The 17,240-nt window shown below is 72.0% G+C and carries 17 protein-coding genes; 10 read left to right on the top strand and 7 right to left on the bottom strand.

The genetic code is table 11. The features are described 5' to 3' along the window. The first annotated feature begins 46 nt into the window (after positions 1–46). Together B0I32_RS41030 and secA2 are read left to right on the top strand one after the other, a co-directional pair. The gene (locus B0I32_RS41030; RefSeq protein WP_106248926.1) at positions 47–916 is read left to right on the top strand and encodes a DMT family transporter; all 870 of its coding nucleotides are present in this window, start codon (positions 47–49) and stop codon (positions 914–916) included. 231 nt (positions 917–1,147) lie between these two features. After that, entirely contained in the window at positions 1,148–3,271 is a 2,124-nt protein-coding gene (secA2, locus tag B0I32_RS41025; RefSeq protein WP_245956348.1) for an accessory Sec system translocase SecA2, read from the top strand. Positions 3,272–3,277: 6 nt separating this feature from the next. Here the strand turns inward: secA2 and B0I32_RS41020 are convergent, their stop codons facing one another. Then, entirely contained in the window at positions 3,278–3,874 is a 597-nt protein-coding gene (locus B0I32_RS41020) for a nucleotidyltransferase (protein ID WP_106248923.1), read from the bottom strand. A gap of 70 nt (positions 3,875–3,944) precedes the next feature. Here B0I32_RS41020 and B0I32_RS41015 point away from each other — a divergent pair, with 70 nt between their 5' ends. Together B0I32_RS41015 and B0I32_RS58230 are read left to right on the top strand one after the other, a co-directional pair. Continuing rightward, the gene (locus B0I32_RS41015) at positions 3,945–4,433 is read left to right on the top strand and encodes a DUF1360 domain-containing protein (RefSeq protein WP_106248921.1); all 489 of its coding nucleotides are present in this window, start codon (positions 3,945–3,947) and stop codon (positions 4,431–4,433) included. Between the two features lie 79 nt (positions 4,434–4,512). Then, the gene (locus B0I32_RS58230; RefSeq protein ID WP_181308348.1) at positions 4,513–4,662 is read left to right on the top strand and encodes a GPGG-motif small membrane protein; all 150 of its coding nucleotides are present in this window, start codon (positions 4,513–4,515) and stop codon (positions 4,660–4,662) included. Positions 4,663–4,827: 165 nt separating this feature from the next. Here the strand turns inward: B0I32_RS58230 and B0I32_RS41010 are convergent, their stop codons facing one another. The 3 genes from B0I32_RS41010 to B0I32_RS41000 are packed head-to-tail and all read right to left on the bottom strand — an operon-like array spanning position 4,828 to position 6,883. Further along, a complete protein-coding gene (locus B0I32_RS41010) occupies positions 4,828–5,574 on the bottom strand; it encodes a metallophosphoesterase family protein (protein ID WP_219912285.1) in 747 nt (248 codons plus the stop codon). Further along, positions 5,567–5,815 carry a BON domain-containing protein gene (locus B0I32_RS41005; protein ID WP_106248918.1) on the bottom strand — a complete coding sequence of 83 codons (249 nt, stop codon included), beginning with the start codon at positions 5,813–5,815 and terminating at the stop codon, positions 5,567–5,569. Before B0I32_RS41005 ends, B0I32_RS41010 begins: the two co-directional genes overlap by 8 nt. Positions 5,816–5,860: 45 nt before the next feature. Next, complete coding sequence (locus B0I32_RS41000) at positions 5,861–6,883, bottom strand: DNA topoisomerase IB (RefSeq protein ID WP_106248917.1); 1,023 nt, start codon at positions 6,881–6,883, stop codon at positions 5,861–5,863. A gap of 75 nt (positions 6,884–6,958) precedes the next feature. On the opposite strand from B0I32_RS41000, the gene B0I32_RS40995 reads away from it, so the two are divergent. The 3 genes from B0I32_RS40995 to B0I32_RS40985 all read left to right on the top strand — a co-directional run bounded on the left by B0I32_RS40995 (position 6,959) and on the right by B0I32_RS40985 (position 10,161). Continuing rightward, complete coding sequence (locus B0I32_RS40995) at positions 6,959–7,219, top strand: hypothetical protein (protein WP_146178497.1); 261 nt, start codon at positions 6,959–6,961, stop codon at positions 7,217–7,219. Positions 7,220–7,226: 7 nt separating this feature from the next. Next, entirely contained in the window at positions 7,227–8,237 is a 1,011-nt protein-coding gene (locus B0I32_RS40990; RefSeq protein WP_106248914.1) for an SDR family oxidoreductase, read from the top strand. A 94-nt stretch (positions 8,238–8,331) separates the two neighbouring features. Further along, positions 8,332–10,161: a transketolase gene (locus B0I32_RS40985; RefSeq protein WP_245956347.1), complete on the top strand. Its 1,830-nt coding sequence runs from the start codon at positions 8,332–8,334 to the stop codon at positions 10,159–10,161. Positions 10,162–10,236: 75 nt separating this feature from the next. Here B0I32_RS40985 and B0I32_RS40980 read toward each other — a convergent pair whose 3' ends face one another. Both B0I32_RS40980 and B0I32_RS40975 read right to left on the bottom strand, forming a co-directional pair. Then, positions 10,237–10,620 carry a ChaB family protein gene (locus B0I32_RS40980; protein ID WP_106248912.1) on the bottom strand — a complete coding sequence of 128 codons (384 nt, stop codon included), beginning with the start codon at positions 10,618–10,620 and terminating at the stop codon, positions 10,237–10,239. 14 nt (positions 10,621–10,634) lie between these two features. Further along, complete coding sequence (locus B0I32_RS40975) at positions 10,635–10,910, bottom strand: hypothetical protein (RefSeq protein WP_106248911.1); 276 nt, start codon at positions 10,908–10,910, stop codon at positions 10,635–10,637. 38 nt (positions 10,911–10,948) lie between these two features. On the opposite strand from B0I32_RS40975, the gene B0I32_RS40970 reads away from it, so the two are divergent. From B0I32_RS40970 to B0I32_RS61155, 3 genes are all read left to right on the top strand, one after another. After that, positions 10,949–11,458 carry a shikimate kinase gene (locus tag B0I32_RS40970; protein ID WP_219912284.1) on the top strand — a complete coding sequence of 170 codons (510 nt, stop codon included), beginning with the start codon at positions 10,949–10,951 and terminating at the stop codon, positions 11,456–11,458. Between the two features lie 12 nt (positions 11,459–11,470). Then, on the top strand, positions 11,471–12,037 hold the full coding sequence (locus B0I32_RS40965) for a GNAT family N-acetyltransferase (protein WP_245956346.1): 567 nt from the start codon (positions 11,471–11,473) through the stop codon (positions 12,035–12,037). A 106-nt stretch (positions 12,038–12,143) separates the two neighbouring features. Next, positions 12,144–16,142, top strand: a complete 3,999-nt coding sequence (locus B0I32_RS61155) for a protein kinase domain-containing protein (protein WP_181308346.1) — start codon at positions 12,144–12,146, stop codon at positions 16,140–16,142. Between the two features lie 47 nt (positions 16,143–16,189). Here the strand turns inward: B0I32_RS61155 and B0I32_RS40955 are convergent, their stop codons facing one another. Next, positions 16,190–17,176 carry a DUF418 domain-containing protein gene (locus B0I32_RS40955; RefSeq protein ID WP_106249181.1) on the bottom strand — a complete coding sequence of 329 codons (987 nt, stop codon included), beginning with the start codon at positions 17,174–17,176 and terminating at the stop codon, positions 16,190–16,192. Positions 17,177–17,240: the final 64 nt, after the last annotated feature.

Raw genomic sequence — 17,240 nt, 5'->3', positions numbered from 1 at the left:
CCGCATACGGGCCCATTCCGACCACTCCATCCGGAGAACCCCTGTCATGACCCATGTCTCCGCCCGGCGGGGCGCCCTTTACGTGTCCGTGGCCGCGACCGCCTGGGGCACCGGCGGCGCGGCCGGCGTCCTGCTCTTCGAGACGGGCGGCCTCGGCCCCGTCGGCGTGTCACTCTGGCGCTACCTGCTCGGCGCCGCCTTCCTGCTCGCCCTGGCCCGCCGGCGGCCTCGGGGCGGGCTGCTCACCTGGCGCGTCCTGGTCGTCGGCGCCGGGATGGCCGTCTACCAGACCGCGTACTTCGCCGCCATCGCGCACACCGGCGTCGCGCTCGCGACGGTGGTGACCATGGGCGCCACCCCGGTCTTCACCGCTCTGGGCAGCCGTTTCCTGCTGCGCGAGCACCTCGGCCGGGTCGCGCTCGCCGCCCTGGCCGCCGCCCTGGCCGGGCTGCTCCTGCTCACGGGCGAGAGCGTGCTGCAGGCCCGCGCGTCCTCCGTGCTCGGCATCGCCTTCGCCCTGGGCTCGGCCGCCGGGTACGCGGGGGTGACGCTCTTCTCCCGCCGCTACCGCGACGACGACCCCCAGTCCGTGTCGATCGGCGGGTTCGTCGTCGGCGCTGTCTGCCTGGCGCCGTTCGCGCTGGCCGAAGGGGTGGTGCCCGAGCTGAGCTGGACCTCGGCCTGGCTGCTGGTCTATCTGGGCGCGGTGCCGACCGCGCTGGCGTACGGGCTGTTCTTCCGCGCGCTGACCGCCCTGCGGGCCACCACCGTGTCGATCATCTCGCTCGGCGAGGCGGTGGGCGCGGCGCTGCTCGGGGTCGTGCTGTTCGGTGAACGGCTCACGGCGCCGGCCTGGGCCGGCTGCCTGCTGCTGGCCGCCGTCACCGTACTCGCCGCACGGGCCGATGCGGCGTGATGTGACGGCGCAGGCGGCCGGATGAGTTAAGGTCCGGTACGGCGACGCTTGCCGGACCGTCGCTCCGCTCCCCCTGACACGGCAGAAGGCCGGCGGAGCCGGCACAGGGCCGGCCGAGGGAACGGTGTCGGCGAAGCGCGCGTTGGAGGAAGTGTGGCCTCGTTCAAGGGAATACTGAGGAACCTTCTGGATCGGCCGGGAGGCGTTCCTCTGACGCCCTACCAGAAGGTCGTGAAGGCGGCGCACGCGCGCGCCGGCCGGGTCGGCGAGCTCGACGAGCTGCCCTCGCCCGGCATGGACGATCTGGCCGAGTTCTGCGCGGTCGCGCGCGAGGCCGCCGACCGCACCCTCGGCCTGCGCCCCTACGACGTGCAGTTGCTCGGCACGCTGGCCCTGCTCGACGGCAAGGTCGCCGAGATGGCCACCGGCGAGGGCAAGACCCTGTCGGGGGCCATGGCGGCGGCCGGCTACGCCTTGCAGGGCAAGCGGGTGCACGTCATCTCGGTCAACGACTACCTGGCCAGGCGTGACGCCGAGTGGATGGGCCCGTTCTACGAGGCGCTCGGCGTGAGCGTGGGCTGGATCGACCAGAACTCCACGCCCGAGGAGCGGCGCGCGGCGTACGCGAAGGACGTGACGTACGGGCCGGTCAGCGAGATCGGGTTCGACGTGCTGCGCGACCGGCTGCGTACCGACGCGAGCGAGATCATCGTGCCCGCGCCCGAGGTGGCGCTGATCGACGAGGCCGACTCCGTGCTCGTGGACGAGGCCCGGGTGCCGCTGGTCATGGCGGGCGCGGCCGATCCGGGCAGCGCGGTGCCGGAGATGGCGGCGCTGGTGCGCCAGCTCGTCCGCGGCTACCACTACGAGATCGACGAGCAGGCCCGCAACGTCTACCTCACCCCCAAGGGCGCCGACAGTGTCGAGAACCTGCTCGGCGTCGAGCTCTACGACGAGCACGAGCCCGGCACGCTGATCGAGCTCAACCTGGCCCTGCACGCCCACGCGCTGCTGGCCCGCGACGTCGACTACATCGTGCGCGACGGCAAGGTGCAGTTGATCAACCCCTCGCGCGGCCGGGTGGCGCTGCTGCAGCGCTGGCCCAACGGCCTCCAGGCGGCCGTGGAGGCCAAGGAGGCGCTGCCGCCGAGCCAGAAGGGCGAGATCCTCGACTCGATCACCGTGCAGGGCCTGATCCGCCGTTATCCGCAGATCTGCGGCATGACGGGCACCGCCGTGGCGGTCAGCGAGCAGCTCGGCGAGTTCTACGGGCTCAAGGTCGCGGTGATCCCGCCCAACCGGCCGTGCGTGCGCACCGACGAGCCCGACCGCGTCTACCCGGCCGTGCCCGACAAGGACGCGGCGCTGGTCGAGGAGATCCAGTCCGTGCACGAGAGCGGCCGGCCGATCCTCATCGGCACGCTCGACGTGGCCGAGTCGGAGAACCTGGCCAAGCTGCTGCAGCGGCGCGGCCTGGAGCCGGTCGTGCTCAACGCCAAGAACGACGCCGAAGAGGCCGCGATCATCGCCAGGGCCGGCGAGCGCGACGCCATCACGGTCTCGACCCAGATGGCCGGGCGCGGCACCGACATCCGCCTCGGCGACGGCGTGGCCGAGCTGGGCGGCCTCTACGTGATCGGCTCGGGCCGGCACGCCAGCAGCCGCCTGGACGACCAGCTCCGCGGGCGCGCGGGCCGCCAGGGCGACCCGGGCGGCTCGGTCTTCTTCGTCAGCATGAAGGACGACCTGATCACCCAGTTCGTCCCCGACGAGCGCCCGCCCGCCGCCGACGCCGACGGCCTGGTCCGCCACCGGCGCGGCGCCTACCTCGTCGGCCACGCCCAGCGCGTCGCCGAGGGCGTCAACCTGGAGATCCACCGCAACACGTGGCGCTACACGCGCCTGCTTGAGCACCAGCGCGAGCTCATCCTGGAGTGGCGCGACAAGGTGCTGCACGGCGACGCCGCCGCCAAGGCGCTGGCCGAGGCCGATCCCGAGCGCTGGGCGGAGCTGCCTGAGGACACCAGAAACGAGACGGCCCGCCAGATCGTGCTGCACGCCATCGACCGCTGCTGGACCGAGCACCTGGCGTTCCTGACCGACCTGCGCGAGGGCATCCACCTGCGGGCGCTGGGCCGGATGAGCCCGATCGACGAGTTCCACCGCGAGGCGGTCAAAGAGTACAAGTCACTGCTCGCCGAGGTGGAGCGGCGTTCGCTGGAGTCGTTCGAGGCGCCGGAGCCCGATCTGGGGCGGCCGACGGCGACGTGGACCTACCTGGTCCAGGACAACCCGTTCGGCACCGAGTGGGACCGCATCCTCAAGCGCGTCACCGCCGCCACCCGCAGGGGCTGAGCGCGCTCACGGCCAGGTGGGGTCGCCGGAGGCGACCACCGGGCCGTCCAGCACGCCCAGCCGTTCCAGCAGGGTGATGAACGTGGCCGCGTACGGCGACTTGGCCGTCACGGCGGCCACCCGGGACCAGTCGACCTGCTCGCGCAGCGCCCGCACCTGGGCCAGCAGCGCGCCGTAGTCGCAGGCGTGCTCCGACAGCGGCAGCAGCCACGAGATGACCAGGTCGGTGGCCTCCAGCACCGGCACGATCACCGCCGACGCCTTCAGCGGCTCGGCCCGGTCGAGCAGCTCGTCGGTGATCGGCAGGTCGGACACCCGGAAGATGAGGTCGACCAGGCGGCCCTCGTCGTAGGCCTTGACCAGCCAGTCCTCCGGTGGCTTGGCCGTCTGGAAGCCCAGCCCGCGCAGCGCCTCCAGCGCGGCGGGCACGTCGTGCTCGGTCAGCACGAAGTCCACGTCGTGCAGCGAGGGCGCCGCCCCACGCGCGTAGGCCGCGCAGCCGCCGGCCAGCGCGAACTTCACCCCGGCGTCCTTCAGCCCAGAGCTGGCACGCTTGAGCGTGTCCAGGATGGCGTCGGTGACCGCGTGACCGTGGCTGCTCATGTGACCGGGCTACCCAGCCCATCGGCGGCTAGACGTTGGAGGGTAAGGCTTCCGGGTAGCGCCAGGGCGTATGACCGAAATACTGGAAAAGACGGAGCGCGCGTACGAGGGAGAGCACGATCGCCCGCTCCGCGGCTATCTCGGGCTGCTCAGCGCGTACGGCGGCACGGTGGCGATGGCCGCCGCGGCGGCGCTGCTGGCCGGCCGCCGCGCGCCCGACCACGTCGGGGTCATGGACCTCGTGCTCATGGCGGCGTGCACGCACAAGGTGTCGCGGCGCCTGGCCAAGGACCCCGTCACCAGCCCGCTGCGCGCCCCCTTCACCGAGTACGAGGGCCAGGGCGGCCCCTCCGAGCTCCAGGAGAAGCCCAAGGGCGCCATCGGCGAGCTGCTCGCCTGCCCGTTCTGCCTGGCCCAGTGGGTGGCCACCGGGTACGCGGCGGGCCTGGTGCTCGCCCCCAAGGCGACCAGGCTCGTGGGCGCGACCATGACCGCGGTCGCGATCTCCGACTGGCTGCAGCTGGGTTACGCGAAACTGATGAAGTCGGCCGGCGAGTGACGAACGGACGAGAAGATCTTCTTCCTCTTACCGGAAGGAAAAGACGTTAAGGGGTGACCGCTGAGGGCAGTTGGTGCGCATGGCTACTTTGCTCTGGATCATCGCCGTCATTCTCGTCATCTCCGGGATCTACGTGATCCTGGCCCGGCGCGACCTGCTCTGGGGGATCGTCCTCATCGTGATCGGTTTCCTGGTCGGGCCTGGTGGGGTCAGCATCTTCAATGTCTAGGGGCGCCCGTCACCGGCCGCCCACCCGTCCCCGACCGCTGGGCCGATCTCCGAGAACGGCCCAGCGGTCTCTCATGCCCGTCGGAAAAGCACCCGGAAAAGCACCCGGAAAAGCGCACAGGCTCCTCATTTCCGAGGAGCCTGTGCGCTTCGGTGTCCGCGCCGTTCAGCCGCCTTCGGCGGCGAAGCCGTTCTCGCAGTCGAGGCAGTAGACGGCGTAGGCCCGGTTCAGCACCGGCAGCGCCACGTTGCGCACCCTGATGCCACCCGGCGTCATGCCCTTCTCGCTGCCCTTGTGCGCGTGCCCGTGCAGGATCAGGTCGGCGCCCGCCGTGTCGACCGCCTCGGCCAGCAGGTAGCTGCCGAGGAAGGGGTAGATCTCGTGCGGCTCCCCCTCCAGCGTCTCCTTGGTCGGGGAGTAGTGGGAGAGCACCACCCGCTCGTCGGCCACGATCTCCTTGAGCGCCACCTTCCACTTCTCGGCGATCTGGCGCGTGTGGGAGACGAAGTTCTTGATCTCGCGCTCGCCGAACTCACTGGCGCACTTGCCGGCGAACCCGCCGCCGAAGCCCTTCCCGCCGACCACGCCCAGCTTCTTGTCGCCGCACTGGATCACCACGCCGTCGTCGTCCAGGACGATGACGCCGGCGTCGCGCAGTTCGGCGGCGATCTCGTACTGGAGGTCCGAGTGGTAGTCGTGGTTGCCGAGCACCGCGACGGTGGGGATCGGCAGGCCGCGCAGCTCGTCGGCCACCAGCCTGCCCTCCTCCAGCGTGCCGTGCCTGGTCAGGTCGCCCGCCAGCATGAACACGTCCGCGCGGTCCTCGATGCCGTCGAGTTTCTTGCGGTAGCGGCCTCTGACGTCTTCGCCCAGGTGGATGTCCCCCACCGCGGCTATGCGCAGGTCAGTCAAGATGTTCATCCTCCCCCGGCGCGGTCGCCTCCACGACGTTGATCTCGTTGTGCACATGGAGCTCGGGCGCGGCCTCGTGCGCCACCTGTCCGAGCCGTTCGCGCTGCTCCGTCCCGCTCACCTGGCCGCGCAGGAACAGCTGGTCACCTCTGATGTCGACGCGAATTCCGAGCTCGTGCGTCCGTCCGTCCTCGGCCAGCGCCTGCTGGACGCGGGCCGCGACGTACTGCGGAGCTTCCATCGCAAGCCTCCCTCTTCTGTCGCCGCATGCCCGGGTTAGAACCCCTCAAACGGCACGAATCAGCTCAATAGTTGCCTGTTCCACCCGGCCCGCCGTGGCCAGCTGCCCGAAGTCGGCGTCCGCGCCCAGCTCGGTCAGCGCCGCGGCGATGGTCCTGTCCCGGTCGTAGGCCTCCACGACGCGCGGGTCCACGTACGACGCCCTGGCCACGGTCGGCGTGTTGCCCAGGTACTCGGCGACCTCGCGCATCACCCGGGTCACCGCGCGCTGCTTGCCGGTGCGGCCGTGAGTCCTGGCCGGCCGCGACACCGCCAGCCCGACGGCCGCGAGCACGGTGGCGTGCCAGGTGCGGAAGTCCTTCGCGGTGACCTCGTAGCCGATGATCTCGCGCAGGTACTCGTTGATGTCCTCGCTCCTGATGTCGCTCCAGCCGCCGGAGTGCCGGTAACGCAGCAGCTCGCCCTGCACGCCGAGGCCCTTGAGCGCCCTGAGCACCTTGCACGCCGCCGGGTCGGCCACCTCGACCTCGCGCGCGATGTCGCCCTTGGCCTGGTAGGAGCAGACGATGATGCCGCTGGAGCAGGTGATGTGCTCCATCCGCAGCGTGGCCAGCCCGTAGGTGTCGTAACTCTCCCCGCCGATGCGGAAGAAGCCGATGTCGAGCAGCCTGGCCGCGGCGGCCAGGACCCGCTGCCTGGTCAGCCCGCGCCCCTCCAGCTGGTCGTCCACGGCCTTCCTGAACGCGGGCAGCCGCTCGGCGACGTCCAGCACCCGGTCGAACTTGACCCGGTCCTGCTGCTCACGCCACACGTCGTGGTAGCGGTACTGCCGCCGGCCCGCCGCGTCCGTCCCCACGGCCTGCAGATGGCCGTCGGGCGAGCCGCAGATCCACACGTCCTGCCAGGCCGGCGGGATGGCCAGCGCCTTGATCCGGGCCAGCGTGTCCGGGTCGCGCACCGGCGCGCCGTCGGGGCCGAGATAGCTGAACCCCCGGCCGCGCCGCCGGCGGACGATCCCCGGCTCGTTCTGGTCGCTCGGGCGCAGCTCCGGCCCGGGGGACGACTCCATACGAGGATCACGATCAGGCACGGGAGGCGGCTACCCCGGACGTTAGGCGGCAAACGGTACGGGCAGGTGAGGCACATGTCTGATAACGGAGAGTGGCACGAGCAGCGGGATCGGCGAGGTCATGCCATGGTGCCCGCCACTCCGCGCGACGTGGTGCACATCAGGGTGGGCTCGTTCCTCCTGGTCTTCCTGTTCGCGTTCACGGTGCTCGGCATCATCGCCCAAGCATGGGTACTGGCGGGGATCGCCGTCCTGCTGGCGATCGCGACGGTGGTCGACATCACGCTGGCGGTGAAGCGACAGAAGAACAAGGGCGCACACGGAGAGGCGGGCTGATCTCGACATGGCACCACTTCGAGGGCGGGTAGTGGTGGTGACGGGCGCGAGCGGCGGAGTCGGGCGCGCGGTCGTCCGCATGCTCGGCGCGCAGGGCGCGAAGGTGGCGCTGATCGCCCGCGGCACCGCGGGCCTCGGCGCCGCCGCCGTGGACGTCGGCGCCGAAGGCGGCACGGGTCAGGTCTACGAGGCCGACGTGGCGGACTACGAGCAGGTACGCCACGCCGCCGAGCGCATCGAGAAGGAGATGGGCCCCATAGCCGTATGGATCAACACCGCCTTCTCCTCGGTGTTCGCCAAGTTCACCGACATATCCCCGGAAGAGTACGAACGCACCACCGCGGTCACCTACCTGGGCTACGTCTGGTGCACCAAGGCAGCCCTGGACGTCATGGGCCCGCGCAACGCCGGCGCCATCGTCCAGACGGGCTCGGCCCTGTCCTATCGCGGCATCCCCCTGCAGTCCGCGTACTGCGGGGCGAAACACGCGATCAAGGGCTTCACCGAGTCGGTCCGCACGGAGCTCATGGGCGACGGCAGCGGCATCGACATCACGCTCGTCCAGCTCCCCGCGGTCAACACGCCCCAGTTCGACTGGGTCCTGTCCAAGCTGCGCCGCCATCCGCAGCCCGTACCCCCGATCTACCAGCCCGAGGTGGCGGCCAGGGCGATCGTGTACGCGGCCGAGCACCCGGAGCGCAAGGAGTACTGGGTCGGCACCAGCACCGCGCTCACCCTGCTCGCGCAGCGCGCCGCCCCGGCGCTGGTGGACCGCTACCTGGCCAGGTCGGGCGCGAAGTCCCAGGTGACGGAGGAGAAGGCGCCCACCGGCGTGGCCAACCTGTGGGAGCCGGCCGACGAGTCCACGGACTACGGTGCCCACGGCTCCTTCGACTCCCGCTCCCACGAGCGCAGCCCCCAGCTCTGGCTCTCCCAGCACCGGCGGCCGGTCCTGCTGACCCTGGCCGCGGGCACAGCCGCCGCCGTCGCCGCCGTGGTCCGGTTCAGGCGCTCATAGCGCGACTCCGGCACACCGCGTCACCGCGCGCTCCCGATCGCGTTAACGGGATCGCGCGGGGGTAGGCGCTGCAGAAACCGCTTTCGAGGAGGCGATGATGCCTGAACGCGATCTCCAGTACCTCGCCGAACTGGCGGCACAGCTACGCGTCGACTCCGTGCGAGCCGCCGCCGAGGCGGGCTCCGGCCACCCCACCTCGTCGATGTCCGCGGCCGATCTGATGGCGGTGCTGTTCGCCTGTCACCTGCGCTACGACTTCGACGACCCGGCCAATCCGGCCAACGACCATCTGATCTTCTCCAAGGGGCACGCCTCTCCCCTGCTCTACTCGCTCTACAAGGCCGCGGGCGTGATCGACGACGAGGAGCTGCTGACGTTCCGGCGCCGGGGCAGCCGGTTGGAGGGGCATCCGACACCCCGGCTGCCCTGGGTGGACGTCGCCACCGGCTCGCTCGGGCAGGGCCTGCCCGTGGGCGTGGGCGTGGCGATGGCCGGGCGGCTGGAACGGGTGCCGTACCGCGTGTGGGTGCTCTGCGGTGACAGCGAGCTGGCCGAGGGATCCATCTGGGAGGCCGCGGAACACGCGGGGGCCGAAGGACTGGCCAACCTGATCGCCATCGTGGACGTCAACCGGCTCGGGCAGCGCGGCCCCACCCGGCACGGCTGGGACACCGGCGCGTACGCGCGCAGGTTCGGGGCGTTCGGCTGGCACACGATCGAGATCGACGGCCACGACCCAGGACAGATCGACTACGCCTTGAACGACGCCTGCAACACGCGCCGGCGGCCGACGGCGATCCTGGCCAAGACCCGCAAGGGCGAAGGGGTCCTGGAGGTCGAGAACCGCGAGGGCGCGCACGGCAAGGCGCTGAAGGACCCCGACAAGGCCGTGACGGAGCTGGGCGGCAGCAGGAACGTGCGGGTCGAGGTGCACAGGCCCGAGTCCGACGCGACGCCGTACCGGTTCGCCACCAGCGGGATGCAGGTGCCCGCCTGGCCCGTCGGGGACCAGGTCAGCACGCGGGCCGCGTACGGGGAGGCGCTGAAGGCGCTCGGCGCGGCCAGGGGCGACGTCGTGGCGCTGGACGGCGAGGTCGCCGACTCCACCAAGACCCAGGTGTTCGCCGAGGAGTTCCCCGAGCGGTTCTTCGAGATGTACATCGCCGAGCAGCAGCTCGTGGCGGCGGCCGTCGGGATGCAGGTGCGCGGGTGGAAGCCGTACGCGGCCACGTTCGCGGCGTTCCTCACCAGGGCGCACGACTTCATCAGGATGGCCGGGGTGAGCGGGGCCTCCATCCGGCTGGTCGGCTCGCACGCGGGGGTGGCGATCGGCGAGGACGGCCCCTCGCAGATGGGCCTTGAGGACCTGGCCATGCTGCGCACCACGTACGGCAGCACCGTGCTCTACCCGTGCGACGCCAACCAGACGGCCGCGCTGCTCTCCGAGATGGCCGACCTCGAAGGCGTGTCCTACCTGCGTACCACGCGGGGCGACACCCCGGTGATCTACGAGCCGGGCGAGCGGTTCCCCGTCGGCGGCTCACGGGTGCTGCGGCAGAACCCCGGCGACCGGGCCACCATCGTGGCGGCCGGCGTGACCGTGCACGAGGCCCTGGCCGCGGCCGACGAGCTGCGGGCCGGCGACATCCCGGTCGGCGTCATCGACCTGTACTCGATCAAGCCCGTCGACGCGGCGGCGCTGATCGAGGCGGCGACCACCACCGGCACCCTGATCACGGTCGAGGACCACCGGGCCGAGGGCGGGCTCGGCGACGCGGTCTCGGACGCGGTGAGCGAGCTGGGGCCGCGAGTGGTGAAGCTGGCCGTGACCGACCTGCCCGGATCCGCGACCCCGCGGGAACAGCTCGCCGACGCCGGCATCGACCGCGCCGCGATCGTCGCGGCGGTCAAGCGGCTGCTGTGACGACCGGGCGGCGGCACGGTGAAGGGCCGGTGGTCTTCCGACCACCGGCCCTTCTTCCAGGACTGACGGGGGCTCTCAGCGGGACTTGGCCGTGGCCTTCCTGTTGGCCTTCTTGATGGCCGCCACCAGCTCCTGCTTGGTCATCTTCGACCGGCCCACCACGCCCAGCCTGGCCGCCACGCCCCGCAGGTGCTCCTTGCTGGCGTTGGCGTCCACCCCCTCCTGGGTGCGCCCGGACCGGTCCGTGGCGCCCTTGTCGGAAGGGCCCTTCTCGTCCTTCGGCTCCCAGTGGTCGCCGACCTTCTCGAAGGAGTGCTTGAGCGCGGCGAACGCCGTCATGTGGGCGCGCCGGCCCTCGCCGTACTCCTCGACGGCCGAATCGTGCGCCTTGATCCAGGTACGCTGCGCTTTCTTGGGAGAACGCCTGACGGTCGATGGCAGCTCTTCAACGCCTGGCATGTCGATCTCACCTCCTAGAGGGGCGGTTCGTGGCGGCGCTCCTCGTACACGGTGGTCCTGCGCGCCTCGGGCTCCTCGTAGATCTCGTGGCGATGCACCGGCTCCTCGATCGGGCCGACCGCTCGCCGGGTGACGCGGATCCTGTAGATGCCGAACAGGAGTCCGACGATGCCGCCGAGCATGAGGATGACACCCACTACGTTGATGTCGAGACCGGCGAGGTCGAACTCGACGGCCCAGGTGAGGATCGCACCGAGCATGATGAGGATGATGCTTCCGGCGATGGTCATCAGATTTACCTCCTTGACACGAAGGAACCTCTATCCACATGGCGAAAAACAAACCCGTCGTAATGATCGGGCTGATGGGATCAGGCAAGACGACCTCAGGACGCCTGATCGCGGCGGCTCTGGGGCTGCCGTTCACCGACAGCGACCAGTACCTCCAGGACCGCTACGGCGCCACCTCGGCGCCGATAGCCGCCAGGGAGGGCAAGGAGACGTTGCACCGCTACGAGGCCGAGCACGTGCTGGACATGCTGGCGGGTGAGCCGAAGGTGATCGCGGCGGCGGCGAGCACGCTGGAGAGCCCCGAGGTGCGGGCGGCGATGGGCCGGGCGTTCGTGGTCTGGGTCGACGCGACGGACGACGTGCTGGCGCGGCGGATGCGCACGAGCGATCACCGTCCCGACTACGACCCGGCGACCATGCGGGCCCGGCGCGAACGCTTCTTCCACGAGGTGGCGGACCTGATCTGCGACGTCGGCGTGCTCAGCCCCGAGCAGGTACGCGACGAGGTGCTGCGCAAAATGGGTTTGCCCGACGGCGATCACACCTGATAGCCAAAGGGGATGCCAGAGAGCATGTTCGCCGAGAAACCCACGCTGAAGGGGGAGCGCGTGACGCTGTGCCCGATCGGCCTCGAACACCTCGACGGTCTCGTCGAGCTCGTCTCCGACCCCGAGGTGGGCCGGCTGACGGGCTCGCACGGCACGTTCGAGGTGGATCGGCTGCGGGCCTGGTACGCCACGCGCGGCGAGCACGCCGACCGGCTCGACCTGGTGATCATGGCGGACGGCGAGGTCGTGGGCGAGATCGTGCTCAACGAACTCGACGCCCACAACCTGTCCTGCAACCTGCGCATCGCGCTGGTCGGCCCGCGCGCCTTCGGCAAGGGCTACGGCACGGAGGCGATCGAGCTGCTGCTGGCCCACGCCTTCACCGCGACGCCGATCCACCGGATCAGCCTGGGCGTCTACACCTTCAACGAGCGCGCCCGCCACGTCTACAAGAAGATCGGCTTCGTCGAGGAGGGGGTCGAGCGCGACGCTCTGCTCTGGGACGGCGAGTGGCACGACGCCGTGCTGATGTCCGTGCTCCGGCCCGAGTGGCAGTCAAGATCCGGAAGCCTGGCATAATGATCATGACTCATGGGTCCCCCGAGGCGCGCGGGGGACCTGTGGCGTCTTTCCTGGCAACCAAAGGGCGATGTCGTGCATCTAAGCATCAGTGACGATGCGCTTGGTGCCCGGTGATCCCGAGAGGCTCGGCGGCTTCTGGCCGGCGGCCAGGCTCGGCGCGGGCAAGCGCGGTGTCGTCTACGACGCCTACGACGACGAGGGCCGCCGCTTCGCGGTCACCGTGCCGAGGGGCGAGGTCGGGCACCGGTTCGAGAAGGTGACCTGCCGCCATCTGGCGGAGGTGGTGGCCGTCGGGTCCGACGGAGGCGTCCCCTACGTGGTCAGTCAGTTCGTCAGCGGGCCCGACCTGCGTGAGGCGGTCGCGCTGCACGGCCCCTACTGCGGTGACGAGCTCGTCGCGCTGGCCGCCGCGCTCGCCTCCGCGCTGCGGGCCCTGCACGAGGCCGGGCTGACGCACTCCGGGCTCAACCCGGAGGCCGTGCTGCTGGCCGCCGACGGGCCCCGGGTGATCGAGCTGGGCCTGCCCGCGGGCGACCCGGCCGGCGACACGTGCACGTACCTCGCCCCCGAGGTCCTGACCGGGCAGCCCGCCGGAGCGGCGGCCGACGTGTTCGCGTGGGGCGCGGTGGTGCTGTTCGCGGCCACCGGCCGCGACCCCTTCCAGGGGGAGAGCCTCGGCGGGATCATGCACCGGCTGCTGACCGTTGACCCCGACCTGAGCTGCCTGCCCGACCCCCTGCGCGAGCTGGTGGAGCGGGCGCTGTCGAAGAACCGCGCCGACCGGCCGGCGGCGGCCGAGCTGCTGATCGACAGCGAGGCCCGGCTGCGCCCGCCCGAGACGTGGGCCCCGACGCGCTCGCTCGGCGAGGTGGCCGAGGAGGTCTACCTCTCGCTCACCCCGAGGCAGCAGGAGGAGGTGCCCGGCCTGCTGCTGCGCCTGCTCGACGGCGACGACCCGCACGACGAGGGCCAGGTGCTCGCCCCGCTCATGGAGGCCGGCCTGCTCGTGCGGCGCAGCGTCCGCGTGCCGCCCGCCGAGACGTCCGTGGGCAAGCTCGTGGCCGTCAGCGACAACCGGGTGGCCGCCGCCAGCGCCGCCCTCTACCGGGCCTGGCCCCGGCTGCGCGGCTGGGTCGCCGACGAGCGCGACGGCATGCCGTCGCACCGGCGCATCCGCGAGGCCGCCAGGACCTGGTCCGAGCACCGTCGCGACCGCAGCCACCTCTTCCGCGGCCATGAGCTCGACTCCGCGCTCGGCTGGGCCGCGACCAAGCGCCGCCACCTGCGGCTCAACCAGCTCGAACGCGACTTCATCAACGACAGCGTGACCCTGTCCAAGCAGCGCAGGAAGCTCATGGTGCCCGCGCTGGCCACGGTCGCGGCCGTGCTGGCCGTCGCGGTGACGATGAGCGTGGTGTCCGTGCACGGCCAGGACGACCTGCGCGGACGCCTCATCGAGGCCGACGCCAGGGCCGTGGCGGCCAGGGCGGAGACCATGCGCGGCTCCGACCCGCGCACCGCGATGCGGCTCAGCGTGGCCGCGTGGCGGCTGGCGCCGGTGTTCGAGGCGCGGGCCGCGTTGCAGGCCTCGCTCGTGCAGCCGGAGCTGGGGGTGTTCACCGACCCGGGCGCCGACGCGCGGGCGCGCTACCTGCTGCGGGGGGACGAGCTGGTGCGCTGGGACGCCGACGCCGTCACCGTCTGGGACGTGGCCGGCGGGCGGCGGACGGCCACGTACGAGCTGCCGGCCGGAAGCACCGCGCTCAGCGACGACGGCCGCCACGCGGAGGGGGCCGGCGGGCGGCCCATCGACGTGACGACGGGGCAGGCGCCGGCGGGCGACGCCGTGTACGCGATCAGCCGGGCCGGCAGAACGGTCGTCTACCGGGGCGGCCGGGTGCTGTTCGACGTGAGCGACAAGAAAGTGGCTTTGTCCCCCGACGGTTCCAGGGCTGCCGTGTCGGGGCTGACGGGGCGGGTGGAGTTGTGGGACCTGGTGCCCCGGCGGGTCAGGACGGGTGTCGTCGCCGTCGAGCCGCTCACCGGTGTCGACGCCGGGGCGCCGGCCCTCGCCTTCAGTCCTGACGGGGGGACGCTGGCGGTGGCGGGGCGCGACGGGGTCACGCTCGTGGAGGACGAACGGACCCGTACCGCCCGTTCGGCCCCCGCCCAGCCCCTCAAGGCCCGAACCCCCTCCCCCACCGGCGCTCTGGGAGGCGAGGCCGGACACCCCGGCGCCCTCGCGGCCCCACCCACCGGCGACCCGGCGGCCCAGACGGCACCCTCCGCCCCTCTCGCGGCTCCGCCCACCGGCCCCCTCGGGGCGCAGCCGGCACCTTCCGGCCCTCTCGCGGCCCCGCCCACCGGTCGTCTGGGAGCGCAGGCCCCACCGTCCGGACCTCTCGGGGCGCAGTCTCCACCGTCCGGATCCTTCGCCGCCCAGCTTTCGCCAACCGGCCCGGCCGCGCGGCCGAGCGCCCGCGCGGCCGCACCGACCGGCCCCCTTGAGCGGCGGACGGCACAGCCCAGCGCCACCGCGGCGGCACCCGCCCTGCCCCTTCAAGGGCAGGCCGGATGGCCCAGCACCCTCGCGGCCCCGCCCGCCGGCGTCTTGGGGGCGCAGGCGGCGCCCTCCGGAGGTCTGGCGGCGCAGGGTGCGGTTCCCGGGCCTGGGTTGCGCGCGCTTCCGGCGCCGCCGCCACCGTCCGCGCTCAAGGCCGTCACGCCATCGCCCGTGCCCAAGCGCGACGCCGGAGCCGAGTCGGCTGTGCCCAAGGTGGATGCCGGAGCGCAATCGGCCATTCCTGGGCCCGATGCCGGAGCAGCCGCGCAGGAGCCCGACGGCGGAGCTTCGGCGGCGTCGCCTGAGCCCGATGCCGAGGTGGGGGCGCGGGAGCGTGATCCCGATGAAGGGCCGGCGAAGGAGCGGGGCTGGGGGGTCGAGATCGTGGACGGGCTGGAGACGCCTCCTGGCGCCCTGGCCGGGCCGCTCGTGTTCAGCCCCGACGGCCGCCTGCTCGCCCTCCCCGGCGACGGCGAGGTACGCGTCTGGAACGTGGCCGAACGCCGCCTGGCGGGCGCGTACCCCCTCAAAGACCCCAGCCACGGCCTGGCGTTCTCCAGGGACGGCCGGACGCTGCGCTACCTCAGCGGCACCGGCTCGGTCGTCTCGCTCGACGTCTCCGGCCTTCCGATGCCCGCCCAGGACGGTCACGTCGCCGCCTTCTCCGGCAACGGCCGCGTCGCCGCCAAGGAGGTCGGGGACACGATCGAGCTCACCGACACCGAGGCGCGCAGGACGCTGGGCCGGATCGCCGCCGCCGGCGACCTGGCCTTCGACGCGAGCGGCCGGCTGCTGGCCGTCGCCGGGGACCCGGTGACCGTGTGGGAGGTGACCGGGGGCAGGCAGGTGGCCGCGATCAACGCGGGCGGCGACGTACCGGCCGTGGCGCTCTCCCCCGACGGCGGCACGCTGGCCACCGCTCGCGGCAGCATCCTGGAGACGTGGGACGTGCGGAGGGGCCGCCGGATCAAGACGTACGAGAGCGCGGGTGACCTGGCCCTGGCCTTCAGCCCCGACGGCAGGACGCTGGCCGCCGGCGACAGCCTGCTCGACCTGCCCACCGGCCGGATCACTCCGCTCAGCCTGGCCGCCGAGGCCGGTGGGGGCGCCGCCGCTACCGCGCTGGCCTTCTCGCCGGGTGGCGACAGGCTGGCGTTCGGGCTGGAGGGCGGCAGCGTGCTGCTGTGGGACGTACGCGAGCGCCGGCCGCTCGGCACGATCGAGGCCGGCACCACCCCGGTGGACGAGCTGCGGTTCTCCCCGAAGGGCGACCTGCTGGCCATCGACGGCTCCCGCACCTCGCTCTGGGACACGAAGACGCTGCGTGAGGTCGGCCAGGTGGGCTCGTGGGCGGCGGGCCTGGCCTTCAGCCAGGACGGCAGGCGGCTGCGCGGCGTGGCGCTGGACGGGACCGTACACGAGATCGCGGTCGATCCCGCCCTGACGGCGAGCGAGGTCTGCACCCGGGCGGGCGGGGCGCTGAGCCGGCAGGAATGGGCCCGGCTGATCCCCGAGACCGGCTACCAGGACGTCTGCTGACGACGGGCCGCACCGGCCACCCCGGGCAGCAGGATCACCCGGCCCGGCTAGGCGTGCTGGAGGGCCGGACGGCGGCCCCAGGTGGCCCAGCGCCACAGCCACTCCAGCGGACCGAACCGGTAACGGCGCAGCCAGAGCGTGGAGAACAGCCACTGCGCGGCGAGAACCCCGATCACGACGGCCAGTTGCACGGGCCGGGTCCAGTCCTGCGGGCGGCCGTGCAGGTGCGCCACCGCCAGCACCAGCATCGAAGCGGTGAGGTAGTTCGTCAGCGCCATCCTCCCCAGCGGCGCGAAGAGCGCGTGCAGCGCCGCCCGTAGCGGCGTCCTGAGCAGGAGCAGCAGTACGCACACGTACATCCCGCCGATCACCATGCCGGCGACCGCCGTCACGACGCCGGCGGTCCGGCCGGCGGGATCGTTCAGCTGGAAGACGACCTGCAGCGCCAGCGTCGGCACCGCGGCCGCCGCGAGCAGGACCCCTGTCATGGCCGGCCCCTTCGCGGACCGCTCGATCCGGTCGATCACGCCGTATCTGACCAGGGCGGCGCCCCCCAGCAGCAGGCCGGGGGCGAGCAGGTAGCCGTCGGTGACGAACAGGGATGCCACGAGGACCACGGCGGCGAGGACCGCGACCGCCCACCGCGGCAGCCAGGTCGACGGCAGCAGGAACAGCAGCCCGGAGACCGCGTAGATGGCGAGCACGTCACCCGGCCAGATCAGGAACATGTGCAGGAGGCCGATCACGAGCAGCACGAGCAGCCTGCGCACCAGGAGCAGCCGCGGACTCGCCGTACGGCCCTCTGCCGACTCCAGCAGCAGCGCGAACCCCACACCGAACAGCACGGCGAAGATGGGGAAGAAACGATGATCGACGAGGTAACCCGTCCAGTCGCTCGTACCCTCGCTCGGGCCGGGCGGCACGATCCTGCCGCTGATGTTAGAGATCGGCCCGACATTGGCCAGCAGGATCCCGCAGAGCGCGAATCCGCGGATCACATCGAGCGCGTCGATGCGCCGTCTTCTCTCTGACATGAGGCCCAAGTGTGCGGGGCCGTGCCCTTACCGCGGCATCGGTCGAAAGTGCCGTCCACAACCC

This window comes from Nonomuraea fuscirosea, from assembly GCF_003001935.1.
Classification (GTDB): Bacteria; Actinomycetota; Actinomycetes; order Streptosporangiales; family Streptosporangiaceae; genus Nonomuraea; species Nonomuraea fuscirosea.
The sequence above is the reverse complement of the archived record's forward strand: the minus strand, read 5'-3'. Positions and strand labels throughout refer to the sequence as shown.

Coding starts and splice junctions, on each gene's coding strand:
- B0I32_RS41030 (WP_106248926.1), top strand. CDS start 47: ATGACCCATGTCTCCGCCCGGCGGGGCGCCCTTTACGTGTCCGTGGCC.
- B0I32_RS41020 (WP_106248923.1), bottom strand. CDS start 3,874: ATGAGCAGCCACGGTCACGCGGTCACCGACGCCATCCTGGACACGCTC.
- B0I32_RS41015 (WP_106248921.1), top strand. CDS start 3,945: ATGACCGAAATACTGGAAAAGACGGAGCGCGCGTACGAGGGAGAGCAC.
- B0I32_RS58230 (WP_181308348.1), top strand. CDS start 4,513: ATGGCTACTTTGCTCTGGATCATCGCCGTCATTCTCGTCATCTCCGGG.
- B0I32_RS41005 (WP_106248918.1), bottom strand. CDS start 5,815: ATGGAAGCTCCGCAGTACGTCGCGGCCCGCGTCCAGCAGGCGCTGGCC.
- B0I32_RS41000 (WP_106248917.1), bottom strand. CDS start 6,883: ATGGAGTCGTCCCCCGGGCCGGAGCTGCGCCCGAGCGACCAGAACGAG.
- B0I32_RS40995 (WP_146178497.1), top strand. CDS start 6,959: ATGTCTGATAACGGAGAGTGGCACGAGCAGCGGGATCGGCGAGGTCAT.
- B0I32_RS40990 (WP_106248914.1), top strand. CDS start 7,227: ATGGCACCACTTCGAGGGCGGGTAGTGGTGGTGACGGGCGCGAGCGGC.
- B0I32_RS40985 (WP_245956347.1), top strand. CDS start 8,332: ATGATGCCTGAACGCGATCTCCAGTACCTCGCCGAACTGGCGGCACAG.
- B0I32_RS40980 (WP_106248912.1), bottom strand. CDS start 10,620: ATGCCAGGCGTTGAAGAGCTGCCATCGACCGTCAGGCGTTCTCCCAAG.
- B0I32_RS40975 (WP_106248911.1), bottom strand. CDS start 10,910: ATGACCATCGCCGGAAGCATCATCCTCATCATGCTCGGTGCGATCCTC.
- B0I32_RS40970 (WP_219912284.1), top strand. CDS start 10,949: ATGGCGAAAAACAAACCCGTCGTAATGATCGGGCTGATGGGATCAGGC.
- B0I32_RS40965 (WP_245956346.1), top strand. CDS start 11,471: ATGCCAGAGAGCATGTTCGCCGAGAAACCCACGCTGAAGGGGGAGCGC.
- B0I32_RS40955 (WP_106249181.1), bottom strand. CDS start 17,176: ATGTCAGAGAGAAGACGGCGCATCGACGCGCTCGATGTGATCCGCGGA.